The following is a 26,947-nucleotide window of genomic DNA, read 5'->3' as shown; positions in this document are numbered from 1 at the left end:
CGTCGGTGCGGGACCGGCTCGGGCCGGGTCCCTGCGCTGGACCTCGACACACCCTGCCCGGGACTTGACCGCCGGGGCCGCGGCGCGGCGCCGTCCTCATCCCGAGGGGTGACCCGGCCGGCCGCCGGGCGCAGGATCCCCGCCGCGATGGCCGATGGTCCCCGTGGCGCGGGTGGGTCGCCCGCCGCCTCCGGGACGACACGAAGGCGGCTCTCGACGATGCGACACGGCACCAACGACCGGAGAGCTCCGGCCACGCGACGGCAGTGGGGGGCCGACCGGCGCCAGCGCCCCCTGCCGCTCGTCCCGCCGCGGGTCTCCGAGGGCCGGATGGCGATCGGCCGGATGGCGATCGTGCTGACGGTCTCGGCCTGGGCGGTCTACACCGCCGTCACCGTCGAGCAGCAGTTCATCGAGGGCCGGGCGCACAGCGCCCGCCTGGTGATCGAGGCGATCGTCTACCTGCTGATGGTGACGGGCCTGGCCACCTCGGCGATGGCCTACCTGATCACCCGGATCGGCTTCTTCTACCGCAGCCGGGCCCACACCCGCGCCCCGCGGTCGGTCCTCGACGCCTTCTCCGACCAGCCGGCACGCCCGGTGACCGTGCTCGTGCCCTCCTACCAGGAGGACGAACGGGTCATCCGGACGACGCTGCTGTCGGCGGCGCTGCAGGAGTACCCGGAGCTGGAGGTCGTCCTGCTCATCGACGACCCGCAGCAGCCGACGACGCGGCGCGCCCGCACGCTGCTGGAGGAGGCGCGGGCCCTGCCGGGGGCCATCGCGGCCGAGCTGGCGGTCCCCGCGGGCCGGTTCCGCGCCGCCCTCGACGCCTTCGAGGCCGAGGTGGGCGACGGGGCCGGCCGGGCGCCGACGACCGACGACCTGCGCGAGCTGGCCGGTCACCACCGCTTCGCGGTGCAGTGGCTGCGCGACCTGGCCGCGCGGCACGTCGTCCTCGACCACACCGACGTCTTCTTCACCCGGCACGTCGTGGGCGCGCTGGCCGCCGACCTCGAGACCGTCGCCCGCGCCCTGGACACCGGCGTCGACGAGGGCGTCGTCCTGCCGCCCGAGCGGCTGCGGCAGCTGCACCGGCGGCTGGTGTCGACCTTCTCGGCGCGCCTCACGAGCTTCGAGCGCAAGCGCTACCGGTCGCTGTCGCACGAGCCGAACAAGGCGATGAACCTCAACAGCTACATCGGGCTGATGGGCGGCAGCTACCAGGAGGTGGACACGCCCGTGGGGCGGACGCTCGTGCCCTCCTCGGCCCGCGCCGCCGACCTGGTCGTCGCCGACCCGGCGTACGTGCTGACCCTGGACGCCGACAGCATGCTGCTGCCGGAGTACGCCCTGCGGATGGTGCACCTGCTGGAGCAGAGCGCCTCCGCGCGGGTGGCCGTCGCGCAGACGCCGTACAGCTCGTTCCCGGGGGCGGCCACCCGCCTGGAGCGGATCTCGGGGGCCTCGACCGACCTGCAGCACATCGTCCACCAGGGCATGACGCAGTACGACGCCACGTTCTGGGTCGGCGCCAACGCGGTCCTGCGCAAGCGGGCCCTCGACGACATCGTCCAGATCGACTACGACGGCGACTTCGAGATCCGGCGCTACATCTCCGACCGCACGGTCATCGAGGACACCGAGTCCACGATCGACCTCGGCGTCCACGGCTGGTCGCTGGTCAACTACCCCGAGCGCCTGGCGTACTCGGCCACCCCGCCGGACTTCGGCTCGCTGTGCATCCAGCGCCAGCGGTGGGCCAACGGCGGCCTGCTGATCCTGCCCAAGCTGCGCCGGCAGATGCGGGCGCGGCGGGAGCGCGGCGAGCGCAACCGCTTCGGCGAGCTGTTCCTCCGCGTGAACTACATGGCCTCGATCGCCTGGAGCTCGGTCTGCCTGCTGACCATGCTCGTCTACCCGTTTAACGCCGACCTGCTCAACCCGCTGCTGCTGCTGGTGTCGGTGCCCTACTTCCTGGTCATGGCCGGTGACCTGCGCGCCACCGGCTACCGGCGGACCGACGTGCTGCGCATCTACGGGTTCAACCTCGTGCTGCTCCCGGTGAACCTGTCCGGCTCGTTCGCGTCCGTGCTGCAGCTGATCACCGGGGAGAAGAGCGCCTTCAAGCGCACGCCGAAGGTCCGCGACCGGACCACCGCCGGCGCCGTGTTCATCCTCGCGCCGCTGGCCCTGATCGCGCTGTGCGTCTACAACGTCGTCGTCGACATCCAGCAGGCGCGCTGGTCGCACCTGGTGTTCGCGCTGCTGAACGGCGTCCTCTCCACCTACGCCATGGTCGCCTTCGTCGGGCTGGGCAACAGCGCCGTGGACCTGTGGGTGCAGCTGCGCGACTGGCTGTACCCCCCGGTCGCCGCGCTGCGGCCCCGCCGTCCCCGGCGCGCCGCGAGCCGCGGGGGCGCGGGTCAGCGGCGGGCGGCCACCGGCACGTCCGCGCCCGACTGGGCGGCGGTGCTGCAGTACGGCCTGCCGGACGCCGGCACCCCGGACGCCGGCACCCCGGAGGGCACCGCCCCGGCCGTTGCCGCGGACCCCGGCGGGCAGCACCGGGCCGTCCCGGCCCTGCGGCCGGCCGGCGGCGCAGCCGACGACGGCGGCGGGGTGGCCGCGTTCCGCGACTTCATCTTCTTCACGGTGTTCCAGCCGATCGTCCGGCTGGCCGACGGCGCGCCGGTGGGCTTCGAGGCCCTGTGCCGCTTCGCCGACGGCCGGCCGCCGCAGGACCGGCTGGACGCCGCGACCTTCCGCGGCGTCGGGGTCGACCTCGACGGCGCCATGATCCGCGCCTCGCTCGCCGCCGCCGACGACCTGCCCCCGGGGGCGTGGGTCTCGGTCAACGTGTCGGGCGCGATGTGGGACGAGCGGCACGTGCTGTCGGCGCTCGTGGGCTCCTCCCCGCGGCCGGTGGTGCTGGAGTCCGGCCCGCTCGTGGAGGGGCGCGAGCTGTCGCCCACCGGCGTGCCGGCCGGGGTGCGCGTCGCGCTGGAGGACCCGCTGGTCGGCTACGGGAGCTTCAGCCGGGTCGAGCAGCACCGGCCCGCCTTCCTCAAGCTGGGCCGCGAGACCACCGCGGGGCTCGAGGACGACCCGGCGCGGCGGGCGCTCCTGCAGGCCCTGGTGCCCTTCGCCGCCGAGCGCGGCTGCCAGGTGGTCGCCTCCGGCGTCGAGACCGAGGCGGAGCGGGACGCGCTGCGGTCCTGCGGCGTCCTGCTGGCCCAGGGCTACCTGCTGGGGCTGCCCTCCCCGGCCGCCAGCTGGTCGGGCCCGGCGCCCGCCGACCCGCTGACCGCGGCCCCCGGCCCGGCCGTGTGACGTGCCGCCGGCGGGCCCGCCAGGACCGCCGTGCAGACGTCGAGCAGGCGGGCCCGCAGCCGGGCCCCGCGCTCGGCCAGGGCCCGCTGCCGGCGGGCGTACTCCGCCCGCCCCTCGGGCGTCTCGATCCGGACGGGGGTCCGGCCGTGGGCGGAGAGGTCGTAGGGGGAGGCCTCCATGTCCAGCACCCGGACGTCGGCGGCGAGCGCGAAGCAGTCCAGCGCCAGCTCGCCGGGCACCGCCGGGCCCAGCTTCAGCGACCACTTGTGCAGGTCCATGCCCGCGTGCAGGCACCCCGGCTGCTCGTGGTCGACCTGCGTGGCCCGGGTCGGCTGCAGGGCGTTGCGGCCGACCGCCTCCGGGGTGAAGAAGCGGAACGCGTCGTAGTGGCTGCACCGGATGGGGTGGGCCTCGACCACGGCGTCGGTGCCGGCGCGGCCGAGCCGCAGCGGCAGGGCGTGCCGGCGCTCGTCGGCGCGGTAGACCATGGCCCACTCGTGCAGCCCGAAGCAGCCGGTGAAGGCCGGCCGGCCCGCGGTCGCGGCGAGCAGGCGGGCCACGAAGCGGACGGTGTCGCCCCGGTCGGCGAGGAAGGCGCCGGTGTCCAGGGCGACGGCGCCGCGTGCGTCGGTGGCGTACCAGCGGGTGCCGGCCTGCGGGGCCGGCGTCCCGTCGTCGCCGGGGAGCAGTGCCACCCCCGCGCCGGGGTGCCAGCGGCGCAGCACCGCCGGGCGGGTGTCGTAGTAGGTGTAGAGGAAGTCCTCGACCGCGTGCCGCTCGCCGCGGGAGCGCCGCGCCCGGTGCCCGGCGGTCAGCGCGTCGGCCCGCTCCGCGTGCGCCGCGGCCCGGCGCCGCCACTCGCCGGCCGCCAGCGCGGTCGGGAACGCGGTCGGCACCGGCCCAGGGTAGGCGCCGGTGCACCCTCCCCACCCCGGACGGCGGCGGCTCCGTGTCCGGGCGCACCCGTGACACGTGTCAGGGGCGACCCGTGCCGGGAGCCGCCGCGGTCGTGAGCGGTGGCACCTGTGCCCGGCCCGGTCCGGCGGCAGCCTCGGAGGTGTCCCGAGGACCCCGGTCGCGCCGCGGCCGCCCCCGCCCACCCGAGGAGCCCGCATGCAGCCCGCGCCGTCCCCGCACCCCGCGCCGTCCTCCCCGCCGGGCGCCGACCCCGGCGCCCCCGCCGTCGAGGTCGTCGACCTCGAGCGCCGCTACGGCGGCTTCCGGGCCGTCCGGGGCATCTCCTTCGAGGTCCGGCCCGGCGAGGTGTTCGCGCTGCTGGGCGTCAACGGCGCGGGGAAGACGTCGGCGCTGGAGGTCCTGGAGGGGCTGGCCGCACCGGCGGCGGGCACCGTGCGCGTGCTGGGCCACGACCCGATCGCCGAGCGGGCCGCCGTCCGGCCGTCGCTGGGGGTGCTGCTGCAGGCCAGCGGGCTGCCCGGCGACCTGACCGTCGCCGAGACGGTGCGCACCTGGGCCGGGACGCTCACCTCCCCGCTGCCCCTGGCGGAGGCGCTGGCGCAGGTCGGGCTCACCGGCCGGGCCGACGTGGCGGTGCGCAGCCTGTCCGGCGGGGAGCGCCGCCGGCTGGACCTCACCCTGGCCCTGCTCGGCCGGCCTCGGGTCGTCGTGCTCGACGAGCCGAGCACCGGCCTGGACCCCGAGAGCCGGCGCGCGGTGTGGGGGCTGGTCCGCCGGCACGTGGCCGAGGGCGCCGCCGTCGTCCTCACCACCCACCACCTGGAGGAGGCCGAGGAGCTGGCCGACCGGATCGCGATCATGCGCGCCGGCCGGATCGTGCTCAGCGGCACCGCGGGGGAGCTCGCGGCCACGCAGCCGGCGACCATCCGGTTCGAGCTGCGCCCCGGCGCGCCGGACCTGCCGGAGCTGCCCGCCACCCGGTCGGCCGGGACCGGGGCCCGCGTCGAGCTGGAGACCCGGGCGCTGCAGCCGGCGCTCACGCAGCTGCTGGCGTGGGCCGACCGCGAGCGCGTCGAGCTCGTCGGCCTGCAGGCCCGCTCGGCGACGCTCGAGCAGGCCTTCCTCGCCGTCGCCGACGCCCCGGACGACGCCCCGCACCTGGAGCCGTACCCCGCGCCCGCGGCCGCCTGACCGCGCCCGACCGCCCGCCCACCCGGACCCCGGAGGACCGCACCGTGACCACCCTCGCCACCCGCGCGCCCGCCCCCGTGCGGCGCACCCTCGTCCTCGCGGCCGCGGAGACGCGGCTGCTGACGCGCAACCGCACCGCCCTCGTCAACTCCGTGCTGCTGCCGCTGCTGCTGGTCGCGGCGGTGCCGACGCTGGGGATCGGCTCCGACGACGACCCCGCCGGCCCCCAGCTGCTCGTGGCCGCCGTCGGCATCACCCTGGTCTTCCTCACCTACTACAACCTGGTGACGACGTACGTCGCCCGCCGCGAGGAGCTGGTGCTGCAGCGGATGCGCACCGGCGAGCTCACCGACGCCGAGGTGCTGCTCGGCACGGCCGCGCCGACGCTGCTGGTGACCGTCGGGCAGGTCGCCGTCGTGACCGCGGGCGTCGCGGTGATCGGGGAGTGGGCCGCGCCGGTCGACGTCGTCCTGCCGGTGCTGGCGCTGTTCGGCGGGGCCGCGCTCATGGTCCTGCTGGCGCTGGCCAGCACCGCGTTCACCCGCACGCCGGAGAGCGCGCAGATCACCACCCTGCCGCTGGTGATGGCCACCACGGCCCTGTCCGGGCTGCTGTTCCCGCTGTCGGCGCTGCCCGACGGGCTGGCCGACGTGGCCCGCCTGCTGCCGCTGACCCCGGTGGTCGAGCTGGCCCGCCTGGGCCTGGCCGGGCGCACCCCCGCCGGCGACGCGGTGGACCTCGCCGGTGCGTGGGCGGCGGCCCCCGTGCCGCTGGCCGTGCTGGCCGTGTGGCTGGTCGCCGGCGCGCTCGTCGCGCCCCGCGTCTTCCGCTGGGCGCCCCGGCGGTGACGCACGCGGCGCACGCCGACGGCCGGTACGGCAGCATCCTCGCCGTGCCGACCGTCTCGCGGTGGTGGGAGAGCCGCACCGCGCCGCAGCGCCTGGACCTGTACACCCGCTGGTCCTTCTACTGCTGGCTCGCCCTCACGCCGCTGCTGGCCCTGCTCGCCCTGTCCCCGGTCGCGGCCGAGGCCGGCCCGCCCGTGGTGGCCGGCTACGTCCTCACCTGCGTCACCGTCGCGGCCCTCGGCATCGCGGTGGTCCGCGCCGGGCTGGCGGTCCCGGAGCGCGGGGCCGGGGTGCCGTACCGGCTCGTCGGCGCCCTGGTCGCCGCCGCCCTCGCCGCGGCCCTCGTGGGGCTCGTCGGCCTGCGCGGCAGCACGACGCCGGAGGCGGTGGCGTGGGTGGTCGGCCTGCCGCTGGCCATGGCACTGACCGCGTGCGCGCCGCTGTGGTCCTCCCGGGTGCTCACCGCGGCCGGCGCCGGGGCAGGCGTGCTCGTCGGCGGGGCCGCCGTCGTCGCCGGCCGGTCGCTGCCCGCGGCGGTGGCCCAGGCGGTCGCCATGGGCCTCGCCCTGGTGGGCCTGGCGCTGGCCTTCCGCTTCTCGGTGTGGGTGCTGGACGTCGTCGTGGAGACCGAGCGCAACCGCGGCGTGCAGCTGCAGCTGGCCGTCGCCGAGGAGCGGCTGCGGTTCGCCCGCGACCTGCACGACGTCATGGGCCGCAACCTGTCGGCGATCGCGGTGAAGAGCCAGCTGGCCGGCGAGCTCGTGCGCCGGCGGCGGCCCGAGGCGGCCGACGAGGTGGCCGACATCAGCCGGATCGCCGAGCAGTCGCTGCGCGAGGTGCGCGAGGTCGTGCGCGGCTACCGCACAGCGGACCTGGCCGGGGAGCTCGCCGGCGCCCGGTCCGTGCTGCGCGCGGCCGGGGTGGCCTGCACGGTGGCGGGCGAGGAGTGCGGGGCCCAGCTGCCCGAGCGCGTGCAGACGGCGCTGGGCTGGGTGGTGCGGGAGGCGGTGACCAACGTGCTGCGGCACAGCCGGGCGGCGACGTGCGCGATCACCCTCGCGGTGGACGGCGGCCGCGCGGTCCTGACCGTGGACAACGACGGGGCCGGGCCCGGCGAGCCGCGGTGGGGCAGCGGCCTGACCGGGCTCGCCGAGCGCCTCGCCGCCGCCTCCGGGACGCTGACCGCCGCCGGCGCGGGCGGGCGGTTCACCCTCGCCGCCGCGCTGCCCGTGGAGGAGGCGCCGTGATCCGGGTCCTGCTGGCCGACGACGAGAACCTGATCCGGTCGGCGCTGGCCGCCCTGCTGGCCCTGGAGGACGACGTCGAGGTGGTCGCCCAGGCCGCGTCCGGCGCGGAGGCGCTGGCGATGGCCCGGGCGCACGCCCCCGACGTCGCCGTCCTGGACCTGCAGATGCCCGACCGCGACGGGATCTCCGTCGCCGCCGAGCTGGCCGGGCTCCTGCCGGGGTGCGCCTGCGTCATCGTGACGGGCCACGGCCGGGCCGGGCACCTCAAGCGGGCCCTGGCCGCCGGGGTGCGCGGTTTCCTGCCCAAGACGGTGCAGTCGTCGGTGCTCACCGACGTGGTGCGCACCGTCCACCGGGGCGGCCGCTACGTGGACCCGGAGCTGGCCGCGGAGGCGATCAGCGCCGGGGACAGCCCGCTCACCCCGCGGGAGGCCGACGTGCTGGAGCTCGCCGCGACCGGCGCCCCGGTGGAGGAGATCGCCGCGCGGGTCCACCTGTCGCCGGGGACGGTCCGCAACCACCTGTCGGCGGCCGCGGCGAAGCTGGGCGCCGCCAACCGGCACGCGGCCGTGGCGGCCGCGCAGCGGCACGGCTGGATCTAGCCGGCCCGGTCCCGGGAGGCGTCAGCCGGCGTCGTTGCCGCCGCGGACGACGGAGTCGTCGCGCTGCGCCTCGTCGTCGGTGGTGAGCGTCGTGTCGCGCTCGCCGCCGTCGCCCGGGGTGTGCCCGGTCGTGCCGTCGACCAGGTCCCCGCCGCTGTCGGCGGTGTCGGGGGACTCGCCGTAGCCGGTGCGCTGGGGCTCGCTCATGTCGTCTCCTGGGTCGCTCGTCCGCGGGCGGGGGCTGCGCCGCGCGGGGGCGGTCGCGGCCGGTCCCGGCCGGCGGTCCCGTGGTGGGGTCGACGTCGTCCATGCCCGCTCCGGCCGGCCGCACACACGGCGACGGCCGCCTCCCCGGGCGGGGAGACGGCCGTGCGCGACGTCCGGGAACGGCCCCCGTGCAGGGGCCCGCCGCGAGCTCGCGAGCGGTGGGCAGCACGGGGGTCCTCCGTCAGAAGGCGGCCTCGTCGACCTCCATGAGGGAGTTGTCGGTGGCCTCGACGATCGCCCGCTCGCCGGCCAGCCGCGGCAGCACCTGGGAGGTGAAGAAACGGGTCGCGGCGAGCTTGCCCTCGTAGAAGTGCCGGTCGCGCTCGCTCACCGCGCCGGCCAGGGCGGCCAGGGCCACCTCGGACTGGCGCACCAGCAGCCAGGCGGTCACCAGGTCGCCCACGGCCAGCAGCAGCCGGGAGGTGTTCTGGCCGATCTTGTAGACGTCGGCCATGTCCTCCTGGGCGGCGGTCAGGTGGCCGGACATCGCGGTGACCATCGCCTGGACCTCGCCCAGCGCGCTGCCCAGGTGGGCCCGCTCCTCCTTCAGGCGGCCGTCCCCGGTCGCGCCGTCGACGGTGGCCTGGATCTGGGAGGCCAGCCAGGTCAGCGCGACCCCGCCGTCCTTGACGACCTTCCTGAAGAAGAAGTCCTGGCCCTGGATCGCCGTCGTCCCCTCGTAGAGGGTGTCGATCTTGGAGTCCCGGATGTACTGCTCGACCGGGTAGTCCTGCAGGTAGCCCGACCCGCCGAGCGTCTGCAGCGACTCCTGGGTGAGCAGCTGGGTGGCCCGCTCGGAGCCGAAGCCCTTCACCACCGGCAGCAGCAGGTCGTTGACGCGGGCGGCGAGCCGGGCCTCCTCGCTGTCGCCCCGGCCGGCGGCCTGGGCCTCCAGCACCTGGTCGCGGAAGCTGGCCGCGTACAGGTAGAGCGCCCGCATGCCCTCGGCGTAGGACTTCTGCAGCATCAGCGAGCGGCGCACGTCCGGGTGGTGGGTGATGGTCACCCGCGGGGCGTCCTTGGCGGTCGCGGCCAGGTCGGCGCCCTGCACGCGGTTCTTCGCGTAGTCGAGGGCGACCTGGTAGCCGGCCGACAGCGTGGCGATCGCCTTGGTGCCGACGAACATCCGCGCGTACTCGATGATCGTGAACATCTGGGCGATGCCGTCGTGCACCTCGCCGACCAGCCAGCCCTTCGCGGGCACCGGGCCGTCGCCGAAGGTGACCTCGCAGGTCGTGGAGACCTTGAGGCCCATCTTCTTCTCGACGTTGGTGACGTAGACGCCGTTGCGCTCGCCCAGCTCGCCGGTCTCGACGTCGACGTGGAACTTGGGGACGACGAACAGCGACAGGCCCTTCGTGCCCGGCTTCGCACCCTCGGGGCGGGCCAGCACCAGGTGGACGATGTTGTCGGACAGGTCGTGCTCGGCGGAGGTGATGAACCGCTTCACGCCCTCGACGTGCCAGGACCCGTCGGGCTGCGGCACCGCCCGGGTGCGGCCGGCCCCGACGTCGGAGCCGGCGTCGGGCTCGGTGAGCACCATCGTGGCGCCCCACCGGCGGTCGATCATCAGCTGCGCCAGCTTCTTCTGCTCCGGCGTCCCGAGCTCCCACAGCACGCTGCCGAAGGTGGGGCCCGAGCCGTACATGAACACGGCGGGGTTGGCGCCGAGGACCATCTCGAAGGCCGCCCAGCGCAGCGCCACCGGTGCACCGACGCCGCCGAGCTCCTCGGGCAGGTCGAGGCGGAACCACTCGCCGTCGTCGAGCGCGCGCACCGACTGCTTGAACGACTCGGGCAGCGTCACCGACGACGTGGCCGGGTCGAACACCGGCGGGTTGCGGTCGGCGTCGGTGAAGGACGCGGCGATCGGGCCCTCGGCGAGGCGGCGGATCTCGGCGAGCACCCCGCGCGCGGTCTCGGCGTCCATCTGGGCGAACGGCCCGGTGCCGAAGCGGTCCTTGGTGTCGAGGAACTCGAAGAGGTTGAACTCGAGGTCCCGCAGGTTCGCGGTGTAGTGGCTCATGCGCGCGTGGCTCCCGTGCTCCGTGCCGTCCCGGCGGTTCCTACCAGCCGGTAACAAACGCTATTACCGGCCGGTAACAACGGCAAGCGACGGAGCCCCGACACGCCCCGGCGTGCCCCGGAGGAGGGAGCGCGGCGGGCGGGGTGCCGAGCGGACGGGGCGCTCAGCGGAACGGGGCGCTCAGCGGACGGGGTGCCGCGGGGGCGCCCCGGGGGCGCCCCGCGGGCGGGTGCGCGCCGCAGGGGTACGCCGCGTCACCACTCTGCGGGCGGTTTCCCCACCGTGCGGACGGGATCCCGGCGGCACGGTCTGCAGTTCGCCCGCAGAGTGGCGGGTGGGGTGCTGGGTGGGCGGGGTGCTGGGTGGGCGGAGTGCTCAGCGGTTGCGGCGGCGGGCACGCAGGACGGCGGCGGCCAGGCCCGACACCAGGGCACCCAGCACGGCCGCGATCAGCAGGGCCAGCACCAGCGGCGCGTTGACGTCGGCGAACACCAGGCTGATGTCGACGCTCTGCGTGTTGAAGACGACGAACAGGACCAGCACCACCGTCACGAACAGCAGCAGCGCCAGGGCGAGGGTGCGCCCGATCGCGCGGCCCGTGCTGCGCTGCGGCCCGGCCGGGGTCCCCGCGCCCCGTGCGGGACCGGCGCTCGTGCCCGGGCCGCCCGTGGCGGCGGACGTCGTCCCGGGAGTGGCCCGGGGCGCGGTCCCCGGCGCCGTCCCGGGCGGGGTGCCGGTGCCCGGGACCCCGGGGGCGCGCGGAGCGCCGGGGGTGGCGCCGGGATAGGGGTCGGCGGGCTGGCCTGGCGTGGTCACGTCGTCAGGTCTGCCCGCGATCGCGCTGGTGAAACGGCCGTGCGCCCGGGCCGGGCCGCGTCGGGGTCGGTGCCTGGGGCTGGTGCGCGGGGTCGGTGCGCGGGGGTCAGTGCGCGTCGGGCTCGGTGTCGGCCGGTGGCCAGGCGGGGCCGGCGATCCCGTCGGCGGGGCCCTCCGTCGCCCCGAGGGAGTCCCGGTCCTCCCCGGGCGCCTTCTCGGCCCCGAGGGGGCGCGCCTCGCGCGGGGAGCCGGCGTCGTCGGCGTTCGGCATCGTCATCCGCCAGCGGTGCCCGGCTGCGGCCGGCCGGAAACCGCGGGGACCGGCGGGCGACGGGGGCGGACGGCGACGGCATCGCCGCGTCGACGGTGGTCCGGTCAGTCGGCGAGCGCCGGGCCGGCCTGGTGGTTCGGGTGGCCTGCCGTGCGCTCGCGCTGCTTCATCCGGGCCTCGTAGACGTGCCGGTCACCGTCGGCGAGCTCGGTGCGGGCCCGCTCGTCGAAGGCGCGGAACACCGACCAGTAGCCGGCGTCGTAGTCCTCGACGATCTGGAAGGTCCACCGGTCGGCGATGACGTTGCGCCCCACGAGGTCTTGGTCGAGGTCGTCGGCCAGCTGCGTGTGACCGGCCTCCCGGAACAGCCGCACGGCGTCCTGGAGCAGGAGGTCGGCCTTGCCGGAGTGCTGGTGGAAGCCGTAGAGCTGGCCGCGGGCCTGCTCGATGGTCTCGAGGGCCTCGGAGAGCTTGCCCAGCCCCTCGACCGTCGTGTCGTCGAGGTCCGGGCGGCTGCGGTCGTCGGTCACCCCTGCATCCTGCGGGGGGAACGGCGGCGGCGCTCCCCCAGTGGCGGCGCCCGCGTCAGGCCGGGACGGGGGCGGCGCCCAGCGCGACGTCGATCAGCCGCTCGGCCAGCCGGCGCCCGTGCGACGCCGGGCCGTCGGGCCCGAGCAGGCCGCCGGACAGGTACATGCCGTCGATGACCAGGTGGATCTGCGCGGCCAGGTCGTCACCGGCGCCCGGGAGCAGCTGGTCGGCCAGGCGCTCCAGGCGCGCGTGCAGCTCGAACTTGTAGTCGGCCGCAGCGCTGCGGGCGGGGTGCGTGGCGTCGTCGTACTCGCTGCTGACGTTGGTGAACGGGCAGCCGCGGAAGCCGGCGCGGGTCACGTCCCGCTCGACGATGTCGACGACGGCGAGCAGTGCCGCGCGCGGGTCGCCGTCCAGGCGCACCAGGTCGGCGTCGACGGCGGCCAGCACGGTGGCGGCCTTGCGGGCGAGGTAGGCCCCGACCAGCTCGTCCTTGCTCTTGAAGAGCCGGTACACGGTCATCTTGCCCAGGCCGGTCTCGCGCACCAGCTCGTCCATCCCCACGCTCCGCGAGCTGCGGGCGGCGAACAGCCGCTCGGCGGTGTCGAGGACGATGGCCTGCCGCTCCGCGCGGCTGCGGCGGACGGGGACCCCGTCGGTGCCGGAGGCGTCGGCGGCGAGGGAGAGGGCGGCTGCGGTCACGTCCCGGATCGTGCACCGGGGCGTGACGGAGCAGTTCGCGGCACGCCGTCCCCGGCCCCAGGTTGGTTGCACTGGGTGACGAGAGGCGGGCGGGTGGCCCGGGGCGCCGGGGATCGGTGGGACACCTGTGGTGCGCGGCGGGTCAGCCGCGGGCGGCCCGCCCCGGGCCGACGTGCCGGGTCCCGCCGCGGACGTGCGCGCGGCGGGACCTGGGGGAGTGCGTCAGGAGCGGCGGACCCGGCGGGGGTTGGCCAGCATCCGGGAGACGGGCCCGGCGGACGACTGCTGGTCCCGGGCCTCGTCGACCAACTGTTCGACGGCGTCCTCGGTCGTCACCCCGGCGTCGCGCTGCGTGTCCTCCATGGGACACAGGGTCCCCGGCCGACACCCGCGGGAAACAGCCCCGCGGGAGTGAGATGCGTCCGATCGGCTGAGATGTGCGTCACAACGCCGGCGGGCGGCTTGCCGTGGGGACGGCGTCGGCGGTGTGGCCGTCACCGGGGCGGGGGCCGGTCCGTGGCCGGCCGGACCGGCGGCGGGTGCCGGCGAGCACCGCCGCCCACACCGCGACGGACACGGTGACGACGAAGAAGCTCGGGGGCAGGTCGACCATCGCCGCGAGCACCAGCCCCACCCAGACCGAGATCAGGGCGATGGCGACGGCGATCGCGGCCACCCGGCCCGGCCGCGCGGTCAGCCGGAGCGCGGTCGCCGCCGGGGTGACCACGAGGCCGAACAGCAGCAGCGTGCCGACGACCTGCACCGCCATCGTGATCGTCAGCGCCAGGAGGACGACGAACGCGACCCCCAGCGCCCGCACCGGAACGCCGCGCGCCTCGGCCACCGCGGGGTCCACCGAGGCGAACACCAGCGGCCGGGCGATCAGCCCCAGCACGACCACCACCGCCGCGGTGAACAGGCCGAAGACCAGGAGTTCGTCGTCGGAGACCGCGAGCAGGTTGCCGAACAGGACCGACGTGGTGGTGCTGGCGTTGGCACTGGCCAGCGAGCCGAACAGCACGCCGAGGCCGGTGGCGAAGGCCAGCACGGTCCCGGTCGCGATCTCGCGCTCGGCCACGCGGCGGCCCAGCAGGCCGATGAGCAGCCCGCCGCCGACGCAGAACACCGCCAGGCCCAGGGTGATCGGGGCGCCGACGAGGATCGCGCCGGTGGCCCCGGGGAAGCCGATGTGGGCCAGCGCGTGCGCGGCGAAGGCGTTGCTGCGCGTGATGACGAAGTAGCCCAGCAGCCCGGCCGCGACGGCGACCAGGGAGCCGCCGATCAGCGCGTTGCGCATGAAGTCGGTCTGCAGCACCTGCCACCAGTCGGACTGGAACTGCACGGACGCGGCGAGGGCGGTCATGCGACGTCCGGTCCGGTGGCGCGGGTGAACAGGTCGCCCTGCGCCGTCCGCACGACCCGCACGGTCGTGCCGTACAGGTGGGTGAGCAGGTCCTCCTGCACCACCTCGCCGATCGGGTCGTGGTGGGGGTGGCCGTCGAGCAGGTAGACGGCGTCGGTGAGCACCGGCAGCAGCGGGTTGAGGTCGTGCGCGACGATCATGATCGTCACGGGGCGCTCGCGGCGGAGGTCGCCGAGCAGGCTGACGATCTCCTGCTGGTTGCGCAGGTCGAGGTTGGCCAGCGGCTCGTCGAGCAGGAGGAGCTCGGCGTCGTCGACGATGGCCTGGGCGATGGCCACGCGCTGCTGCTGGCCGCCGGACAGCTCCGACATGCGGCGGTCGGCGTACTCCAGGGCCCCCACCCGGCGCAGCGCCTCCTCCACGCGGGCGCGCTCGGCGGCCGTGGTGCGGCGCAGGCCGAAGCGGTGCCCGGTGACGCCCAGGGCGACCAGGTCGCGGCAGCGGATCGCGTCGCCCAGCGCGGCGGTGTAGTTCTGCGGGACGTACCCGATCCGCCGGTCCCCGCGCCGCGGCGGGGCGCCGAGCACCTCCACCCGGCCGCCGGCGACGGGCAGCAGCCCGAGGGCGACCTGGAACAGCGTCGTCTTGCCCGCCCCGTTGGGCCCGATCACGCCGACGACGGCGCCGGTCGGCACGGCCAGGGTGCCCTGTGACCAGACGGTCCGTCCCGCGCGGACGACGCTGACGTCGGTCAGCGTGAGGGCCGGGGGGCGCGGGGCCGCGGGGTCCGGCGGCGCCGTCGCGCCCGCGGTCACGCGGCGTCCTCGAGGGCGTCGGAGAGTCGCTCCAGCTGGTCCACCTGCCACTCGACGAACGAACCCGCGTCCTCGGGCGCGGATTCCGTGACCTCCACGACCGGCACGCCGGCGTCCTCGGCCGCGGCGCGCAGCCGATCGGGCAGGCTGCCGGCGGTCTGGGTGTTGAACAGCAGGACGTCGACGCGGCCGCCGGCCAGCGCCGCCTCGAACTCCGCGAGGTCACCCGGCGCCGGCTCGCCCTCGTTCCCGACGGCGGAGCGGTAGCCGGCCGGGGTGGCGTCGGCCAGCCCGACCGCCCGGGCGGTGCGGTCGAACACCGGCTCGGTGGCGGCGTAGGCGCGGCCGGGGGCCAGGGCGCGCAGCCGCGCCAGCGCCTCGACGTAGGGCTGCAGCTCGGTCGTGAACAGCGCCCGCTGCTGCTGCAGGTACGGGCCGGCGTCGGGCGACAGGTCGGTGAGGGTCTGCGTCACGGCGTCGGCGAACCGCGGGACGAGCTCCGGCTCGTACCACAGGTGCGGGTCCTCGCCGTCGGCGACGTCGCCCAGCGCGGCCACGTCGACCACCAGGGGCCGGGGGGAGACGTCGGCCGCCGCGTCGGCGGCCCACCGGTCGTACCCGGCGCCGTTGACGACGACCACGTCGGCGTCCTCGAACGCGGCGATGTCGCCGGTGCTCGCCTCGTGGTCGTGCGGGTCGCCGGCCGCCGAGCCCAGCACGGTGGTGACGGTGGCGCAGTCGCCGCCGAGCTGGTCGACGATCGAGCCCCACTGGGCGACCGACACGACGACGTCGAGCACCTCACCCGGGCAGTTGGCCGGGTCCCCGGTCGCCGTCACCGGGCCCGCGTCCCCGTCGGAGCAGCCGGCGACCGCGAGGACGGTGGCGACCGCGAGCGCGGCGGCGGGCGTGCGGGCGCGGGACACGAGGCTCCTGAGAATGGTTATCGGTTGCGTACGAGTATGGCGGACGCCGTCCAGTCCCCGGTCGCCGCAGGCGCTGCGCCCGGGACCGGGCGGGGTGTGACGCAACTCCGCCGCCGCCCTGCCCGGCTCCGTGCCGCGAACTGGCAGGGTGTGCGCGGGCCGTCCCGGCCCAGTACCCACCGATCGACGGGAGGCCGCGGTGAGCGACGTCCACCGGGCGAGGGCGGGGCTGCGGGCCGCCCTGGCCTCCGGCGAGCGCGTGACCGGCGTCTTCGTGAAGCTGCCCTGCCCCGACGTGATCGAGCTGGCCGCCTCCGCCGGGTTCGACTTCGTCGTCGTGGACCTGGAGCACTCGGCGCTGGCCGACGTGGAGGCGTTCGCGCTGCTGCGGTACGCCGACGCGCTCGGCCTGCCGGCGCTGGCCCGCGTGGCGAGCGTGGACCCCGCGCTGGTGAACCGGGTGCTCGAGGCGGGCGCGGTCGGCGTGCAGCTGTCGAGGCTCACCTCCGTCGCGCAGCGGCGGGAGCTGCAGGCGGCGGTGACCTACGGCCCGGCGGGCCGGCGGTCGGTGGGCCTCGCGCACGCCGCCGCGGGCTTCGGTGCCATGGGGCTGGCCGACTACCTCGCCATGGAGCGCGCCGAGCCGCCGCTGGTGGTGGGCGAGATCGAGGGCCGGACCAGCGACCCGCTGGAGCAGGTGCTGGACGGTCTGGACGTCGCCTTCGTCGGGACCACCGACCTCACCGTCGCGCTGGGCCTGGACCCGTCGGACGCGGACGGGATCCGCACCGCGGTCGCCGCCGTGGCGGCCGCCGCGCGGGCGCGGGGCGTCGGCTTCGGTGGCTGGTCGCCCCGCCCGGAGGTCGCCGAGGAGCTGGGCCTGGGGTCCGCGGGGTACCTGGTGGTCGGCTCGGACCTGCAGTTCCTGGGCAGCGCGCTGCGCGCCGCGGCCCCGGTCCACCCGCTCGCCGTGCCCGGCGAGGCCGCCCCGCCGTCCCCCTGGACCGCCTGAGCGGCCCGCCGGTCAGCCGGCCGTCGCCGCCGCGGGGACCGCGACCGGCTCGGCCGCGGGGGTCCGCTCGAGGGCGGCCTGGACGTCGCGGTTGGCCGGCAGGGCCCCGCGGGCGCCGGGACCCGTCGTCGACAGGGCGGCCGCGGTGACCGCGTAGCGCACGGCCTCGGCGAGCTCCTGCCCGCGGGCCATCGCCTGGCACAGCGCGCCGCAGAAGCAGTCGCCGGCGCCGGTGGTGTCCACCGCGTCGACCGGCGGCGGTGCCTGCAGCAGTGCCGGGGCGCCCCCGGGCGGGACGAGGACCGCGCCGCGGGCGCCCAGGGTGACCACCACCGCCGTCCCGGGGCCGGCGAGGCCGCGGGCGAGCGCGGCGACCTCGGCCGGCGGGCGCTCGGTGTCCGGGACGCCGGCCAGCCCGGCCAGCTCGTGCTCGTTGGGCACCAGCACGTCGACCCGGGCGAGCAGGTCCGCGGGCAGCGGCGCGGGCGGCGCGGGGTTCAGCACGACGGTGCCCGCGGCCGCGCGCGCGGCGGCGACCACGGTGTCCATCGGCACCTCGAGCTGCAGCAGCAGGACCTCGGCCCGCTGCACCGGGGCGACCTCGACGTCCTCCGGTGCGAGGGCGGCGTTGGCGCCGGGCACGACGACGATGAGGTTCTCCCCGCTGCCGCGCTCGACCGGGATCGTCGCCGTCCCGGTGGGGACGCCGGCGGTGCGCAGCACGCGGCTGACGTTGACCCGGCACTCGGCCAGCGCGGCCTGCATGCGGGCGCCGGCGGGGTCGTCCCCGACCCGGCCGATCATGTGCACCCCCGGGCCCAGCCGGCCGGCGGCGGCGGCCTGGTTGGCGCCCTTGCCGCCGGCGGCGGTGGTCGGCGCGCCGCCGACGACCGTCTCCCCGCGGCCGGGCAGCCGGTCGACGGGAACGAGCACGTCCTCGTTGAGGCTGCCGACGACGGTGACGGACAACGCGACCTCCGGGGCGGACGGGCGGCGGGGGCCGGGGGAGCGCCTGCCGCGGTGGTGGGGGCCCATCCTGCCGGGGCCGCCGCCGCGACGGGCGGGGGGAGGGGCCCGCGGCCCGGAGCCCCGGGCCGCGGCGGCGGGTCAGGAGGGCGTGTCGGCCCCCTGGCCGCCCACCTCCTCGCCGTCGATCCGCTCCGCGCCCTCGGCCGGTTCCTCGGGGTGCGGCGTCCGGCCGCTCCCCGAGGACCCGGGCTCCTGCGCCCCGCTCTCGGCGGGCTGGTCGGGGTGCGGCGTGCGGCCGCTGCCGGGCTCGCTCATGGTGGGTCCTCCCTCGGGGTCGACGTCGAGGCTGTATCCGCAGGCCCGGCCGGGAAACGGCGGCGCAGCCACAGGGGCAGCGCGTACCAGGTCACCACGCCGGTGACCAGCACCACCGTCCCGCCGGTGATGGCGGCCCCCCGCCCGATCGCGACGTCGAGCACCAGCAGCGTGCCGCAGCTGATGGCGACCACGAGCATGGCCAGCCCCGCCCGCAGCATCACGTCGGCGACCCGGATGAGCGTGCCCTTCTGCCGCCGCCGGAAGACCAGCCGGTGGAAGGGGACCGGCGCGATCAGCAGCACCGTGGCCAGCGCGGTGGTCAGCAGCGTGACCGTGTAGACCGCGATGCCGAAGTCGTCCAGGTCGGCGAAGCGCTGGGTGAAGGCCAGGCCGAGCAGGAAGGCGAAGAGCACCTGGACGCCGGTGATGGCCACCCGGAGCTCCTGCAGCAGCTCGGCCAGGTTGCGGTCCAGCAGCTGGTCCAGGGTCTCGCCGCGGGCCAGCGCGCTGCGCCGCGCGGCGGCGACGTCGAAGATCCCGTCCGGATCGTCCTCCACGCCCCCACCCTGCCCGACCGGCGCGGTTCCCGGTGGCGCACGGCCGGGTAGGGCGGCACCGACCACGACCCGGGGAGGACACATGGCCGACGACGACAGCGACACCATCCGCCGCGACTTCGCGGAGGCGGTCAACATGACGCCCAAGGAGCTCGAGGAGTGGCTGGACACCGACGAGTCGAAGGCGGTCGGGCAGAAGCGCGACGGGGCGGGGGAGTCGACCGGGCACGCGTCGGGCCGCCGGATCGTGGAGTTGCTGAGGACGAAGAAGGCCGACCTGACCGACGACGACCTCGCACACATGCGCACGGTGCACGGCTACGTCCAGCGGCACCTGGCGCAGGAGCCGGCGAAGGAGGACCTCGAGTCCTCCCGCTGGCGCCACTCGCTGATGAACTGGGGGCACGACCCCCTCAAGGGCCGCTAGGAGCCGCATGCGCAGAGACGACCCCCGGCGCAACGACCCCGCGCAGTACGACGAGCTGGCCGACCAGTGGTGGGAGCCGTCCGGGGGCTTCGCGATGCTGCACTGGCTCGCAGCCGCCCGGGCCGAGCACGTCCCGCCGGCCCCGCAGCCGGGCGCGCTGCTGGTCGACCTGGCGTGCGGCGGCGGGCTGATGGCGCCGCACGCGGCCCGGCTGGGGTACCGGCACGTCGGGGTCGACCTGAACCTGCCGGCCCTGCGCGTGGCCGCCGAGCACGGCGTGCTGCCGGTGCGGGGGTCGGTCCTGCAGGTGCCCCTGGCCGACGGGTGCACCGACGTCGTCGTCGCCGGCGAGGTCCTCGAGCACGTGGCCGACGACGTCGCGGTGCTCGCCGAGTGCGCCCGCCTGCTGCGCCCCGGGGGCACGCTGGTCATCGACGCGATCGCGGCCACCCGGCTGGCCGGCTGGGTCGCCGTCGACCTGTTCGAGCGCATCCCGGGCGGCCCCCCGACGGGCATCCACGACCCGGCGCTGTTCGTCGACCGGCGCCGGCTGCTCGCGGCCGCGGACCGGCTGGGCCTGGACCTGCGGCTGGTCGGGCTGCGCCCGTCGGTGCGCGACCTGGTGGCCTGGCGGCTGGGCCGGCGCAGCGGCGTGCGGATGCGCCGGCTGCCGTTCACGTCGGTGCTGTTCGCCGGCTACGGGGTGAAGCGGGCGTCGCGGCCGGGGGAGGGGACGGCGGTGCACGACCCGGTGGGGGAGCACGGAGCGCCCGACCCCCTTACCGTCGAGGCATGACCCCCTCGGTGAGCAGCGCGGACGCCCGGGAGCCGCAGCGGTGAGCGCCGCCGTCACCGGCTCGGGGCAGGCGCTGCCGGCGTCCCTGGACCAGGACGCGGCCTGGGAGGGCTTCTTCGCGCGGCACTACGAGGGGGTGCGGTCCGCCCGCCGGATCTTCGACTCGGCCGGTGTGCGCACCCGGCACGCCGTGGCCAACCCGGTCGACGAGGACCTCAGCGGCTGGGGCACCGGCGCCCGGATGGCGCGCTACGTCCAGGAGGCGCTGCCGCTGGGCAAGCAGGCCGTCGCCGGGGCGCTGGACAGCGCCGGTCTGGCGCCCGGGGACGTCGGCATGTTCGCCGTCGCCACCTGCACCGGGTACGCCACCCCGGGGCTGGACATCCGGCTGGCCGCCGACCTCGGCATGCCCGCAGGGCTGCAGCGGCTGCTGGTCGGGCACATGGGCTGCTACGCGGCGCTGCCCGGGCTGGCCGCCGTGGGGGACTTCGTGACCGCCCGCGGCCGGCCGGCGGTGCTGCTGTGCTGCGAGCTCACCAGCCTGCACGTGCAGCCCGCCCAGCGGGACCTCGGCCAGGTGGTGGCGCACGCGCTGTTCTCCGACGCGGCGGCGGCCGTCGTCGTCGAGCCCGGGGCCGGGCGCGGGCGCCGGCTGGCCGGAGTCGTCGCCCGCACCGACAGCTCCACCGCCGACCACATGACCTGGGACGTCACCGACCTGGGGTTCCGGATGGGGCTGTCCCCGCGGGTGCCCGACGTGCTGTCCCGGCACGTCGGCGGCGTGGTGGACGAGCTGCTCGCCGCGTCCGGCCTGCGGGTCGAGGACGTCGCCGGCTGGGCGGTGCACCCGGGCGGCCCCCGCATCCTCGACGTGGTCCGCGACGAGCTGGGGCTGACCGAGGAGCAGATGGGCCCCTCGCGCCGCGTGCTGGCCGAGCACGGCAACTGCTCCTCGGCGACCGTGCTGCTGGTCCTCGACGAGCTGGCCGACGTCGACGGACCGGTGGTGGTGATGGCCTTCGGCCCGGGCCTGACCCTCTACGCAGCACTCCTCATGCCCGCCTAGTCACATTGCGTCACGGAGGTGTGCGACCCACCTGCAGGCACTACTCTGCGTGACACGCGTCGGTGTGACGCCCCTCACAAGGAGAGGTGGTGGGTGTGCCCGGCAGCGGTCCCCCGGTGCGGGTGTTCCTGGTCGACGACCACGAGGTGGTCCGCCGCGGTGTCGCCGAGGTGCTGGAGGACGACCCCGGCATCACCGTCGTCGGCGAGGCCGGGTCGGTGGCGGAGGCCCTGGCGCGGGTGCCCGCGGCCCGCCCGCACGTCACCGTCGTCGACATGCGCCTGCCCGACGGCGACGGGGCCGAGGTGTGCCGGCGGCTGCGCGATCGGGTGCCCGGGCTGCGCTGCCTCGTGCTGACCAGCTACGCCGACGAGGACGCCGTGGCCGCCGCGGCCGAGGCGGGCGCCGCGGGCTACCTGCTCAAGCAGGTGCGGGGGGCGGCGCTGGTCTCCGCCGTGCGCACCGTCGCCGCCGGGGGCACCCACTACGGGGTGCCGCCGCCCCGCCGGGCCGAGCCGAGTCCGGCCGACCCCGAGCGCACCCGTCGGCTGGGGACGCTCACCGAGCAGGAGCGCACCGTGCTGCGGCTGATCGGCGAGGGGCTGACCAACCGCCAGATCGGCGAGCGGATGGGCCTGGCCGAGAAGACGGTGAAGAACTACACCAGCCACCTGCTGGCCAAGCTCGGCCTCGAGCGGCGCACGCAGGCGGCCATCCTCGCCACCGAGCTGCGCGAGCGCTGACGGTCAGCTCTCGGACCGGGGGACCGACCAGCGGATCGCGGTGCCGGGCGGCCCGGCCGTCACCGTCAGCCCGCCGCCGCGGCGCTCGGCCCGGTCGGTGAGGTTGGCCAGGCCGCTGCGCGCCGCGACCGCGGGCATGCCGCGGCCGTCGTCGGTGACCTCGACGGTGACCTCGCTGTCCACCCGCACCTCCGCCGTCACCCGCGTGGCCGCCGCGTGCCGGACGACGTTGGTCACCAGCTCCCGCACGACCGCCACCACGTCGTGCACCAGCGCGGCCGGCAGGTCGGCCGAGCCGTCCCGCACCCGCAGGGTCACGCGCAGCCCGCGGCCCTCGGTCACCGAGCGCACCACCTCGGCGAGCCGGGCGCGCAGCGCGGCCGGCCGGGTGGTCTCCCCGTCGTGCAGCTCGAAGATCGCCTCCCGGATGCGCGCGATCGTCTCGTCCAGCTCGTCGACCCGCTCGGCGATCCGGGCGGACGCCTCCGGGGCCTGCTCGGTCAGCGACCGGCCGATCCGGTCCAGCGCCAGGCCGGTGGCGTAGATGCGCTGGACGACGTGGTCGTGCAGGTCGCGGGCGATGCGGTCGCGGTCGGCGACCAGCCGCAGGTCCCGCTCCCGGCGCTGGCTGCGGGCCAGCTCCAGGGCGACGCCGACCCGCGACGCGAAGGCGGCGGCCCCCTCCAGCGCCGGCCGGTCGAAGGCCGGCCGCCCCTCGCGTCGCAGCGCGACGATGGTCGCCGCCGCGGGCCGGCCGCCCAGTGGGACGATCAGCCCGGGCCCGTAGCCGGCCGCCACCAGCTCGCGCACCACCGGCGCGTACGCCTGTCGCTCGGCCACCGCGGTGATGTCGTCGATGAGCACCGGCACGCCCGCCCGGTGCGCCTCCTCCAGGCGCGTGCCGGCGAGGGGCAGGCGCACCCCCTCGGCGTCGGCGCCCGCCTCGCCGGCGGCGGCGACGACGCGGAACACGTCCTCCTCGTCCTCCACCGGGGCCACGACGCCGCACAGGTCCGCGCCGGCGAGCTCGGCCACCCCTTCGGCGACCTCGCGCAGCACCTGCTCGGGGTCGCCGCCCGACAGCAGGGAGGTGGCCACGGCCGCGCCGGCGGTCGCCCACGCGCGCCGGTGGTCGGCCTCCTCGGCCAGCCGGGCGTTCTCCACGGCGAGGCCGGCCGTGGCGGTCAGGGCCAGGACGACCTCCTCGTCCGTGGTGGTGAAGTCGCCGCCGTCGCGCTTGTCGGTCAGGTACAGGTGGCCGAACACGGACTCGCCCGTGCGGACGGGGACGCCGAGGAAGGCCCGCATCGGGGGCTGTCCCGGCGGGCCGCCGACCGGGGCCGGGTGCGCCGCCCCGCCGTCCGGGAGCGGGGGCGCCGGGTCCTCCACGAGGACCCGCATGGTCCCCCCGTCGGAGGGCAGTCGCCCGATCCGCGCGGCGTCGGCGTCGCTGGTGCCGACGACGACGAACCGGTCGAGCTGCCGCCCGTCCGGGCTGAGCACCCCGAGCGCGCCGTAGCGGGCGCCGGCGTGCTCGACCGCGGCCCGGACCAGCGCGTGCAGCGTCTCCTCCAACCGCCCGCCGGACGCGGCGGCGCGGTCGGGTGGGACCTCGCGATCGGAGGCGGGCTCGCTGTCGGAGGGGACCTCGCGATCGGGCGGGGGCACGGCCCGATCGGGAGGCGGGGAGGACACGACGGGACGCGCCGCCGATCAGGCGCCGCGGGCCAGCCGCCGCGCGGGCGGGCGCGGCACCGCCGGGCGCAGCAGCGTCTTGCCGGTGGCGGTGACGAGCACGAGGTCGCCCCCGTGGGCGGCGCCGGTGAGGGCGTCGAAGACCGGACGCTCCAGGACGGCGGTGCGGACGCGGCCGGAGACGCCGGTCTCGGCGATGGCCCGCAGCACCAGGGCGTCGAGCCGGTCACGGGCGGCGGCCAGGACGGCGGCGCTCGGGGGCTCGGGTCCCTCGTCCAGGACGCAGGTGGCCACCACCGTCGCCTCGCGCCGGGCGGCCTCGCGCAGGGCCCAGGCGAGCGAGCGCTGGGCGTCGGGGGAGCCGTCGACGTCGACGACGAGGCTGGGGGGCTCGCGGCGGGGCCGCAGGCGCCCGATCCGGAGCGGCTCGACGTCTGCCATGGCGTCATCGTGGCCGCGCGGCAACGGTGCGTACAGGGACCAAGGGCCCGCCCCACCTGGGGATTCTTCGGGTCGGTCGTGTTCCGGAACGGGGACAGGGCTACCGGGGAGGTGTCGGCCGGTCCCGGGTCCCGACGACGGCGGTGGCGCCGAGGTCCGCCGAGACGTGCACGCGGGCGGTCAGCCCGGCGGCGCGGACGGCGTCGACGGTCCCGGCCGCCTGCTCCTCGCTCGTCTCCAGCAGCAGCACCCCGCCGGGGGCCAGCCACTCCGGCGCGCCGGCGGCGACGCGGCGGTGCAGGTCGAGGCCGTCCGTGCCGCCGTCCAGCGCCCCGTGCGGCTCGTGCAGTCGCGCCTCGGGTGGCATCAGGCCGATCGCCGCGGTGGGCACGTAGGGGGTGTTGGCCAGCAGCACGTCGACCCGGCCGCGCAGCCGGGCGGGCAGCGCCGCGAACAGGTCCCCCTGGTGCACTGCCCCGCCCAGGGGGGCGAGGGTGCGGGTGGCGCACCGGACCGCGGCCGGGTCGATGTCGGCGGCGTGCAGTTCCCGTGGCCCGGGGGCGGGCAGCGCGGTGGCGACCGCGGCGCCGAGGGCGCCGGTGCCGCAGCAGAGGTCGACGACGACGGCCGGGGCGGGGACGGCGGCCAGCGCGAGGTCCACCAGCAGGCGGGTGCGCTGCCGGGGCACGAACACGCCGGGCTCGACGGGGACCCGCAGGTCGCCGAACTGGGCCCAGCCGAGGACCTGCTCCAGCGGCTCGCCGGCCACCCGGCGGGCGGTCAGTGCCGCCAGGGCGGCGGGGTCGCCGGCCGCCTCGCGCAGGAGGGCGGCCTCGTCCTCGGCGAAGACGCAGCCGGCGGCGCGCAGCCTCGCGACGAGCTCGTCCTCGCTGGCGATGGGCGGCACCGGGGCAGTGTGCCCGACGGCGGTGCGGGGCCGCCGTGCGGCCACCTGGGGGAGGCGCGGAGAGCGGGTGACGAGAATCGAACTCGCACTGTCAGCTTGGGAAGCTGATGTTCTACCATTGAACTACACCCGCGTGACGCCTTGACCTGCGGTTTCTCTCCGCAGACCCCGAGTCCGGGGTCGATCGGGCGATCTCGGAGAGAGTACACGGTGCGGGCGCGGACGTGTGGTCCCGGGGGGACGACGCCCTCCAGGCCGCAGCGCGTGGCGCCACGGAGGGAGGAGCCCCTCGGCTCGGCGGGCATCGCCCGCGACGCGGTCAGGCGGTGCGCGTGGCGCCCAGCGCGCCGCGCACGGCCTCGAGGACCGTCTCGTCGTCCAGGCCGTCGGCGCGGGCGGCGGTGACCAGCCGGCCGGCGGCGGCCTGGAGGCGCGCCCGCGCGGGGTCGCCGGAGCTCCCCAGGACCACCGTGCCGGACCGGCGGCGGCCCGCCACGAGACCGTCCGTCTCCAGTTCCGTGTAGGCGCGCGCGACCGTGCCCGCCGCGACCCCCAGGTCGGCGGCCAGCGCGCGCACCGTGGGCAGGCGGTCACCCGGCGCCAGCGTCCCGTCGTGCACCAGCGCGGCCACCTGCGCGCGGATCTGCTCGTAGGGAGGCTCGGTGCGGCCGAGGTCGAGGACGATCTCCAGGGTGCGGGTGCCGGTCACGCGCGGGTCCCCGCCCCTGCGCGGCCCCTCGGCTCCGCGCCGACCGGTCGCAGGACCTCGACGACTGCCGACACCAGGCCCACGCCGGCCCAGAGGGTGCCCGCGACCAGCAGCACGCCCCCGACCGGGACCGTCGCTCCCGCACCGGTCTCCACGAGCCGGCTGCCGGCCGCCAGGACCAGCCAGCCGCCGGCGACGGTGAGCACGCCGGCGGTCACGGCCACGACGCGCCGGCCGGCGGCAGCCCGCGCGGCGGCGTCCCACCCGGCCCCGGCGCCGGTCACGGTCGCCCGGTCGGCGACCGCGCGGAGGGCCAGCCACGCCAGGACGATCAGCACGCCGGCCGCGAGCAGCGCCGGCAGGCCGTACCGCGGTCCCGGCCAGCCCAGGCCCAGGGCGTCGCGGACGGTGACCACGGCGCTGGGCGGTTCGTCCCAGGCCGCCCGGTAGACGGCGCGGCTGCCGGCCGAGGGCCCGTCCAGCGGTGCGAGCAGCGCCGGTGCGGCCACGGCGAGCACCAGCACCGCCAGCGGGAGTCCGACCTGCCGGCGGGTCCGCCGGCCGGCCACGTCGGACACATCGCGGGTGACCAGCGCCGCGCGCCGGAGCCGGCCCACGGCCGCTCGGGGCCAGGCCAGCTGACCGACCGCCGTCACGCCGAGGTAGCCGATGCCGGCCCCGAACGTCACGGCGAGGGGGACCGCCAGCTCGCCGCGGACGAGCGGGTGGTCCATCGCCGCCAGCCCGGCGACGAGCGCTGCCGCCCCGGCCCCGGCCAGGGCTGCTGCGTGGACCCGGCGCTCGTGCCGCAGGCCGCGGTCGGCGTCCGGGGGCAGGCCGGTGGGGCGCCGTGTCACCGTCCCCATCAGGCAGGCGGTGGCGATCAGGGCGAGCACCAGCAGCGCGGGGACCAGCACGGATCGCTCCTCGTGTTGTTGTGTCAACACAGAACACCCGTGCCGACCCGGGTGTCAAGCGCCGCCCGGGGCCCACCCGCGGGAAGGCCGGCGTCAGGCGCGGCGGGTGCGGATGACCACGGTGGTGCCCTCGGCGCTGGGGGTGGCGGTCACCTCGGCGAAGGCGCTCATCAGCATCGACCCGCGGCCGCGGTCCATGCTCGGCACCCGCTCGCGCCAGTGACCGTGGTCGCGCACGGAGACGACCACCTCGTCCTCCTCGACCCGCACCGTGACGTCGACGAACGGCTCGGTGGGCCGCTGCGCGTGCTCGACGGCGTTCGTCGCCGCCTCGCAGGCGGCCAGCAGCAGGTCGTAGGCGAGGTCCTCGTCGAGGCCGGCGTCGGCGAGCACGGCCCGCAGCCGCCGGCGCAGCACCGGGATCGACGCCGGGGCCGAGGGCAGCCGCCAGCGCTCGCCGTGCGCCCCCGTCCGGGCGGCCGGCGGCGCGACCGGCGAGGGGACGGCGGCCGGGACGGCGGCGCGCGGCCGCGG

The 26,947-nt window shown here is 77.0% G+C and carries 29 protein-coding genes, 1 tRNA gene and 1 pseudogene; 10 read left to right on the top strand and 21 right to left on the bottom strand.

Going from position 1 to position 26,947, the window contains the following annotated elements; translation table 11 throughout:
* Positions 1–330: 330 nt before the first annotated feature.
* Positions 331–3,333, top strand: coding sequence for a glycosyltransferase family 2 protein (locus ACI781_RS09680; RefSeq protein ID WP_456565876.1), 3,003 nt, complete (start codon positions 331–333; stop codon positions 3,331–3,333).
* Here ACI781_RS09680 and ACI781_RS09675 read toward each other — a convergent pair.
* Complete coding sequence (locus ACI781_RS09675) at positions 3,243–4,229, bottom strand: 3-methyladenine DNA glycosylase (RefSeq protein WP_456565875.1); 987 nt, start codon at positions 4,227–4,229, stop codon at positions 3,243–3,245. The genes ACI781_RS09680 and ACI781_RS09675 overlap by 91 nt on opposite strands.
* 217 nt (positions 4,230–4,446) lie before the next feature.
* On the opposite strand from ACI781_RS09675, the gene ACI781_RS09670 reads away from it, so the two are divergent.
* From ACI781_RS09670 to ACI781_RS09655, 4 genes are read left to right on the top strand one after another with little or no spacing between them, the layout of a single operon-like run.
* Entirely contained in the window at positions 4,447–5,442 is a 996-nt protein-coding gene (locus tag ACI781_RS09670; protein ID WP_456565874.1) for an ABC transporter ATP-binding protein, read from the top strand.
* 44 nt (positions 5,443–5,486) lie between these two features.
* Complete coding sequence (locus ACI781_RS09665; RefSeq protein ID WP_456565873.1) at positions 5,487–6,290, top strand: ABC transporter permease; 804 nt, start codon at positions 5,487–5,489, stop codon at positions 6,288–6,290.
* A gap of 44 nt (positions 6,291–6,334) precedes the next feature.
* Positions 6,335–7,537, top strand: coding sequence for a sensor histidine kinase (locus ACI781_RS09660; RefSeq protein WP_456565872.1), 1,203 nt, complete (start codon positions 6,335–6,337; stop codon positions 7,535–7,537).
* A complete protein-coding gene (locus ACI781_RS09655; protein ID WP_456565871.1) occupies positions 7,534–8,139 on the top strand; it encodes a response regulator transcription factor in 606 nt (201 codons plus the stop codon). Before ACI781_RS09660 ends, ACI781_RS09655 begins: the two co-directional genes overlap by 4 nt.
* A gap of 21 nt (positions 8,140–8,160) precedes the next feature.
* Here ACI781_RS09655 and ACI781_RS09650 read toward each other — a convergent pair whose 3' ends face one another.
* The 10 genes from ACI781_RS09650 to ACI781_RS09605 form a co-directional block, all read right to left on the bottom strand.
* The gene (locus ACI781_RS09650; RefSeq protein WP_456565870.1) at positions 8,161–8,346 is read right to left on the bottom strand and encodes a hypothetical protein; all 186 of its coding nucleotides are present in this window, start codon (positions 8,344–8,346) and stop codon (positions 8,161–8,163) included.
* A gap of 241 nt (positions 8,347–8,587) precedes the next feature.
* On the bottom strand, positions 8,588–10,432 hold the full coding sequence (locus tag ACI781_RS09645; RefSeq protein WP_456565869.1) for an acyl-CoA dehydrogenase: 1,845 nt from the start codon (positions 10,430–10,432) through the stop codon (positions 8,588–8,590).
* Between the two features lie 375 nt (positions 10,433–10,807).
* On the bottom strand, positions 10,808–11,248 hold the full coding sequence (locus ACI781_RS09640) for a lipopolysaccharide assembly protein LapA domain-containing protein (protein ID WP_456565868.1): 441 nt from the start codon (positions 11,246–11,248) through the stop codon (positions 10,808–10,810).
* 106 nt (positions 11,249–11,354) lie between these two features.
* Positions 11,355–11,525 (bottom strand): hypothetical protein, encoded by a 171-nt coding sequence (locus tag ACI781_RS09635; RefSeq protein ID WP_456565867.1) that lies wholly within the window; start codon positions 11,523–11,525, stop codon positions 11,355–11,357.
* 98 nt (positions 11,526–11,623) lie between these two features.
* Complete coding sequence (locus ACI781_RS09630) at positions 11,624–12,049, bottom strand: hypothetical protein (protein ID WP_456565866.1); 426 nt, start codon at positions 12,047–12,049, stop codon at positions 11,624–11,626.
* Positions 12,050–12,104: 55 nt separating this feature from the next.
* On the bottom strand, positions 12,105–12,752 hold the full coding sequence (locus tag ACI781_RS09625; RefSeq protein WP_456565865.1) for a TetR/AcrR family transcriptional regulator: 648 nt from the start codon (positions 12,750–12,752) through the stop codon (positions 12,105–12,107).
* 222 nt (positions 12,753–12,974) lie between these two features.
* Positions 12,975–13,115: a hypothetical protein gene (locus tag ACI781_RS09620; protein ID WP_456565864.1), complete on the bottom strand. Its 141-nt coding sequence runs from the start codon at positions 13,113–13,115 to the stop codon at positions 12,975–12,977.
* A gap of 79 nt (positions 13,116–13,194) precedes the next feature.
* On the bottom strand, positions 13,195–14,115 hold the full coding sequence (locus ACI781_RS09615; RefSeq protein WP_456565863.1) for a metal ABC transporter permease: 921 nt from the start codon (positions 14,113–14,115) through the stop codon (positions 13,195–13,197).
* Entirely contained in the window at positions 14,112–14,930 is an 819-nt protein-coding gene (locus ACI781_RS09610; RefSeq protein WP_456565862.1) for a metal ABC transporter ATP-binding protein, read from the bottom strand. The genes ACI781_RS09615 and ACI781_RS09610 overlap by 4 nt, the downstream gene beginning before the upstream one ends.
* Positions 14,927–15,856, bottom strand: coding sequence for a metal ABC transporter solute-binding protein, Zn/Mn family (locus ACI781_RS09605; protein ID WP_456565861.1), 930 nt, complete (start codon positions 15,854–15,856; stop codon positions 14,927–14,929). The genes ACI781_RS09610 and ACI781_RS09605 overlap by 4 nt, the downstream gene beginning before the upstream one ends.
* Before the next feature lie 199 nt (positions 15,857–16,055).
* On the opposite strand from ACI781_RS09605, the gene ACI781_RS09600 reads away from it, so the two are divergent.
* Positions 16,056–16,868 (top strand): aldolase/citrate lyase family protein, encoded by an 813-nt coding sequence (locus ACI781_RS09600; protein WP_456565860.1) that lies wholly within the window; start codon positions 16,056–16,058, stop codon positions 16,866–16,868.
* A 12-nt stretch (positions 16,869–16,880) separates the two neighbouring features.
* On the opposite strand, the gene ACI781_RS09595 is transcribed toward ACI781_RS09600, so the two are convergent.
* The 3 genes from ACI781_RS09595 to ACI781_RS09585 form a co-directional block, all read right to left on the bottom strand.
* On the bottom strand, positions 16,881–17,837 hold the full coding sequence (locus tag ACI781_RS09595; protein WP_456565859.1) for a ribokinase: 957 nt from the start codon (positions 17,835–17,837) through the stop codon (positions 16,881–16,883).
* Between the two features lie 138 nt (positions 17,838–17,975).
* Positions 17,976–18,152: a hypothetical protein gene (locus ACI781_RS09590; protein ID WP_456565858.1), complete on the bottom strand. Its 177-nt coding sequence runs from the start codon at positions 18,150–18,152 to the stop codon at positions 17,976–17,978.
* Positions 18,149–18,712, bottom strand: coding sequence for a DUF6328 family protein (locus ACI781_RS09585; protein WP_456565857.1), 564 nt, complete (start codon positions 18,710–18,712; stop codon positions 18,149–18,151). Before ACI781_RS09585 ends, ACI781_RS09590 begins: the two co-directional genes overlap by 4 nt.
* A gap of 82 nt (positions 18,713–18,794) precedes the next feature.
* Between ACI781_RS09585 and ACI781_RS09580 the strand changes: the two genes are divergently transcribed.
* The 4 genes from ACI781_RS09580 (at position 18,795) to ACI781_RS09565 (ending at position 21,744) form a co-directional block, all read left to right on the top strand.
* A complete protein-coding gene (locus ACI781_RS09580) occupies positions 18,795–19,139 on the top strand; it encodes a DUF3140 domain-containing protein (RefSeq protein ID WP_456565856.1) in 345 nt (114 codons plus the stop codon).
* Between the two features lie 7 nt (positions 19,140–19,146).
* Complete coding sequence (locus ACI781_RS09575) at positions 19,147–19,935, top strand: methyltransferase domain-containing protein (RefSeq protein ID WP_456565855.1); 789 nt, start codon at positions 19,147–19,149, stop codon at positions 19,933–19,935.
* 40 nt (positions 19,936–19,975) lie between these two features.
* Positions 19,976–21,001, top strand: a complete 1,026-nt coding sequence (locus ACI781_RS09570; RefSeq protein ID WP_456565854.1) for a type III polyketide synthase — start codon at positions 19,976–19,978, stop codon at positions 20,999–21,001.
* Between the two features lie 89 nt (positions 21,002–21,090).
* The gene (locus ACI781_RS09565; protein ID WP_456565853.1) at positions 21,091–21,744 is read left to right on the top strand and encodes a response regulator transcription factor; all 654 of its coding nucleotides are present in this window, start codon (positions 21,091–21,093) and stop codon (positions 21,742–21,744) included.
* Positions 21,745–21,747: 3 nt separating this feature from the next.
* Here the strand turns inward: ACI781_RS09565 and ACI781_RS09560 are convergent, their stop codons facing one another.
* From ACI781_RS09560 to ACI781_RS09530, 7 genes and pseudogenes are all read right to left on the bottom strand, one after another.
* Positions 21,748–23,412, bottom strand: coding sequence for a sensor histidine kinase (locus tag ACI781_RS09560; protein ID WP_456565852.1), 1,665 nt, complete (start codon positions 23,410–23,412; stop codon positions 21,748–21,750).
* Positions 23,413–23,457: 45 nt separating this feature from the next.
* Positions 23,458–23,880: a universal stress protein gene (locus ACI781_RS09555; protein ID WP_456565851.1), complete on the bottom strand. Its 423-nt coding sequence runs from the start codon at positions 23,878–23,880 to the stop codon at positions 23,458–23,460.
* A gap of 100 nt (positions 23,881–23,980) precedes the next feature.
* Positions 23,981–24,787, bottom strand: a complete 807-nt coding sequence (locus ACI781_RS09550) for a putative protein N(5)-glutamine methyltransferase (RefSeq protein WP_456565850.1) — start codon at positions 24,785–24,787, stop codon at positions 23,981–23,983.
* 62 nt (positions 24,788–24,849) lie between these two features.
* A tRNA-Gly gene (locus ACI781_RS09545) sits at positions 24,850–24,920 on the bottom strand.
* A 186-nt stretch (positions 24,921–25,106) separates the two neighbouring features.
* Positions 25,107–25,496 (bottom strand): GntR family transcriptional regulator, encoded by a 390-nt coding sequence (locus tag ACI781_RS09540; RefSeq protein ID WP_456565849.1) that lies wholly within the window; start codon positions 25,494–25,496, stop codon positions 25,107–25,109.
* A complete protein-coding gene (locus ACI781_RS09535; protein ID WP_456565848.1) occupies positions 25,493–26,413 on the bottom strand; it encodes a hypothetical protein in 921 nt (306 codons plus the stop codon). Before ACI781_RS09535 ends, ACI781_RS09540 begins: the two co-directional genes overlap by 4 nt.
* A 93-nt stretch (positions 26,414–26,506) precedes the next feature.
* Positions 26,507–26,845, bottom strand: a pseudogene (locus tag ACI781_RS09530) (ATP-binding protein); the annotation flags it as partial.
* Positions 26,846–26,947 lie beyond the last annotated feature (102 nt).

It is taken from the genome of Blastococcus sp. SYSU D00695, assembly GCF_054050555.1.
This window is presented reverse-complemented; position numbering and strand designations above follow the sequence as displayed.

Coding starts and splice junctions, on each gene's coding strand:
- ACI781_RS09620 (WP_456565864.1), bottom strand. CDS start 13,115: ATGGAGGACACGCAGCGCGACGCCGGGGTGACGACCGAGGACGCCGTC.
- ACI781_RS09590 (WP_456565858.1), bottom strand. CDS start 18,152: ATGAGCGAGCCCGGCAGCGGCCGCACGCCGCACCCCGACCAGCCCGCC.
- ACI781_RS09580 (WP_456565856.1), top strand. CDS start 18,795: ATGGCCGACGACGACAGCGACACCATCCGCCGCGACTTCGCGGAGGCG.
- ACI781_RS09575 (WP_456565855.1), top strand. CDS start 19,147: ATGCGCAGAGACGACCCCCGGCGCAACGACCCCGCGCAGTACGACGAG.
- ACI781_RS09680 (WP_456565876.1), top strand. CDS start 331: ATGGCGATCGGCCGGATGGCGATCGTGCTGACGGTCTCGGCCTGGGCG.
- ACI781_RS09670 (WP_456565874.1), top strand. CDS start 4,447: ATGCAGCCCGCGCCGTCCCCGCACCCCGCGCCGTCCTCCCCGCCGGGC.
- ACI781_RS09635 (WP_456565867.1), bottom strand. CDS start 11,525: ATGACGATGCCGAACGCCGACGACGCCGGCTCCCCGCGCGAGGCGCGC.
- ACI781_RS09650 (WP_456565870.1), bottom strand. CDS start 8,346: ATGAGCGAGCCCCAGCGCACCGGCTACGGCGAGTCCCCCGACACCGCC.
- ACI781_RS09645 (WP_456565869.1), bottom strand. CDS start 10,432: ATGAGCCACTACACCGCGAACCTGCGGGACCTCGAGTTCAACCTCTTC.
- ACI781_RS09615 (WP_456565863.1), bottom strand. CDS start 14,115: ATGACCGCCCTCGCCGCGTCCGTGCAGTTCCAGTCCGACTGGTGGCAG.
- ACI781_RS09555 (WP_456565851.1), bottom strand. CDS start 23,880: ATGGCAGACGTCGAGCCGCTCCGGATCGGGCGCCTGCGGCCCCGCCGC.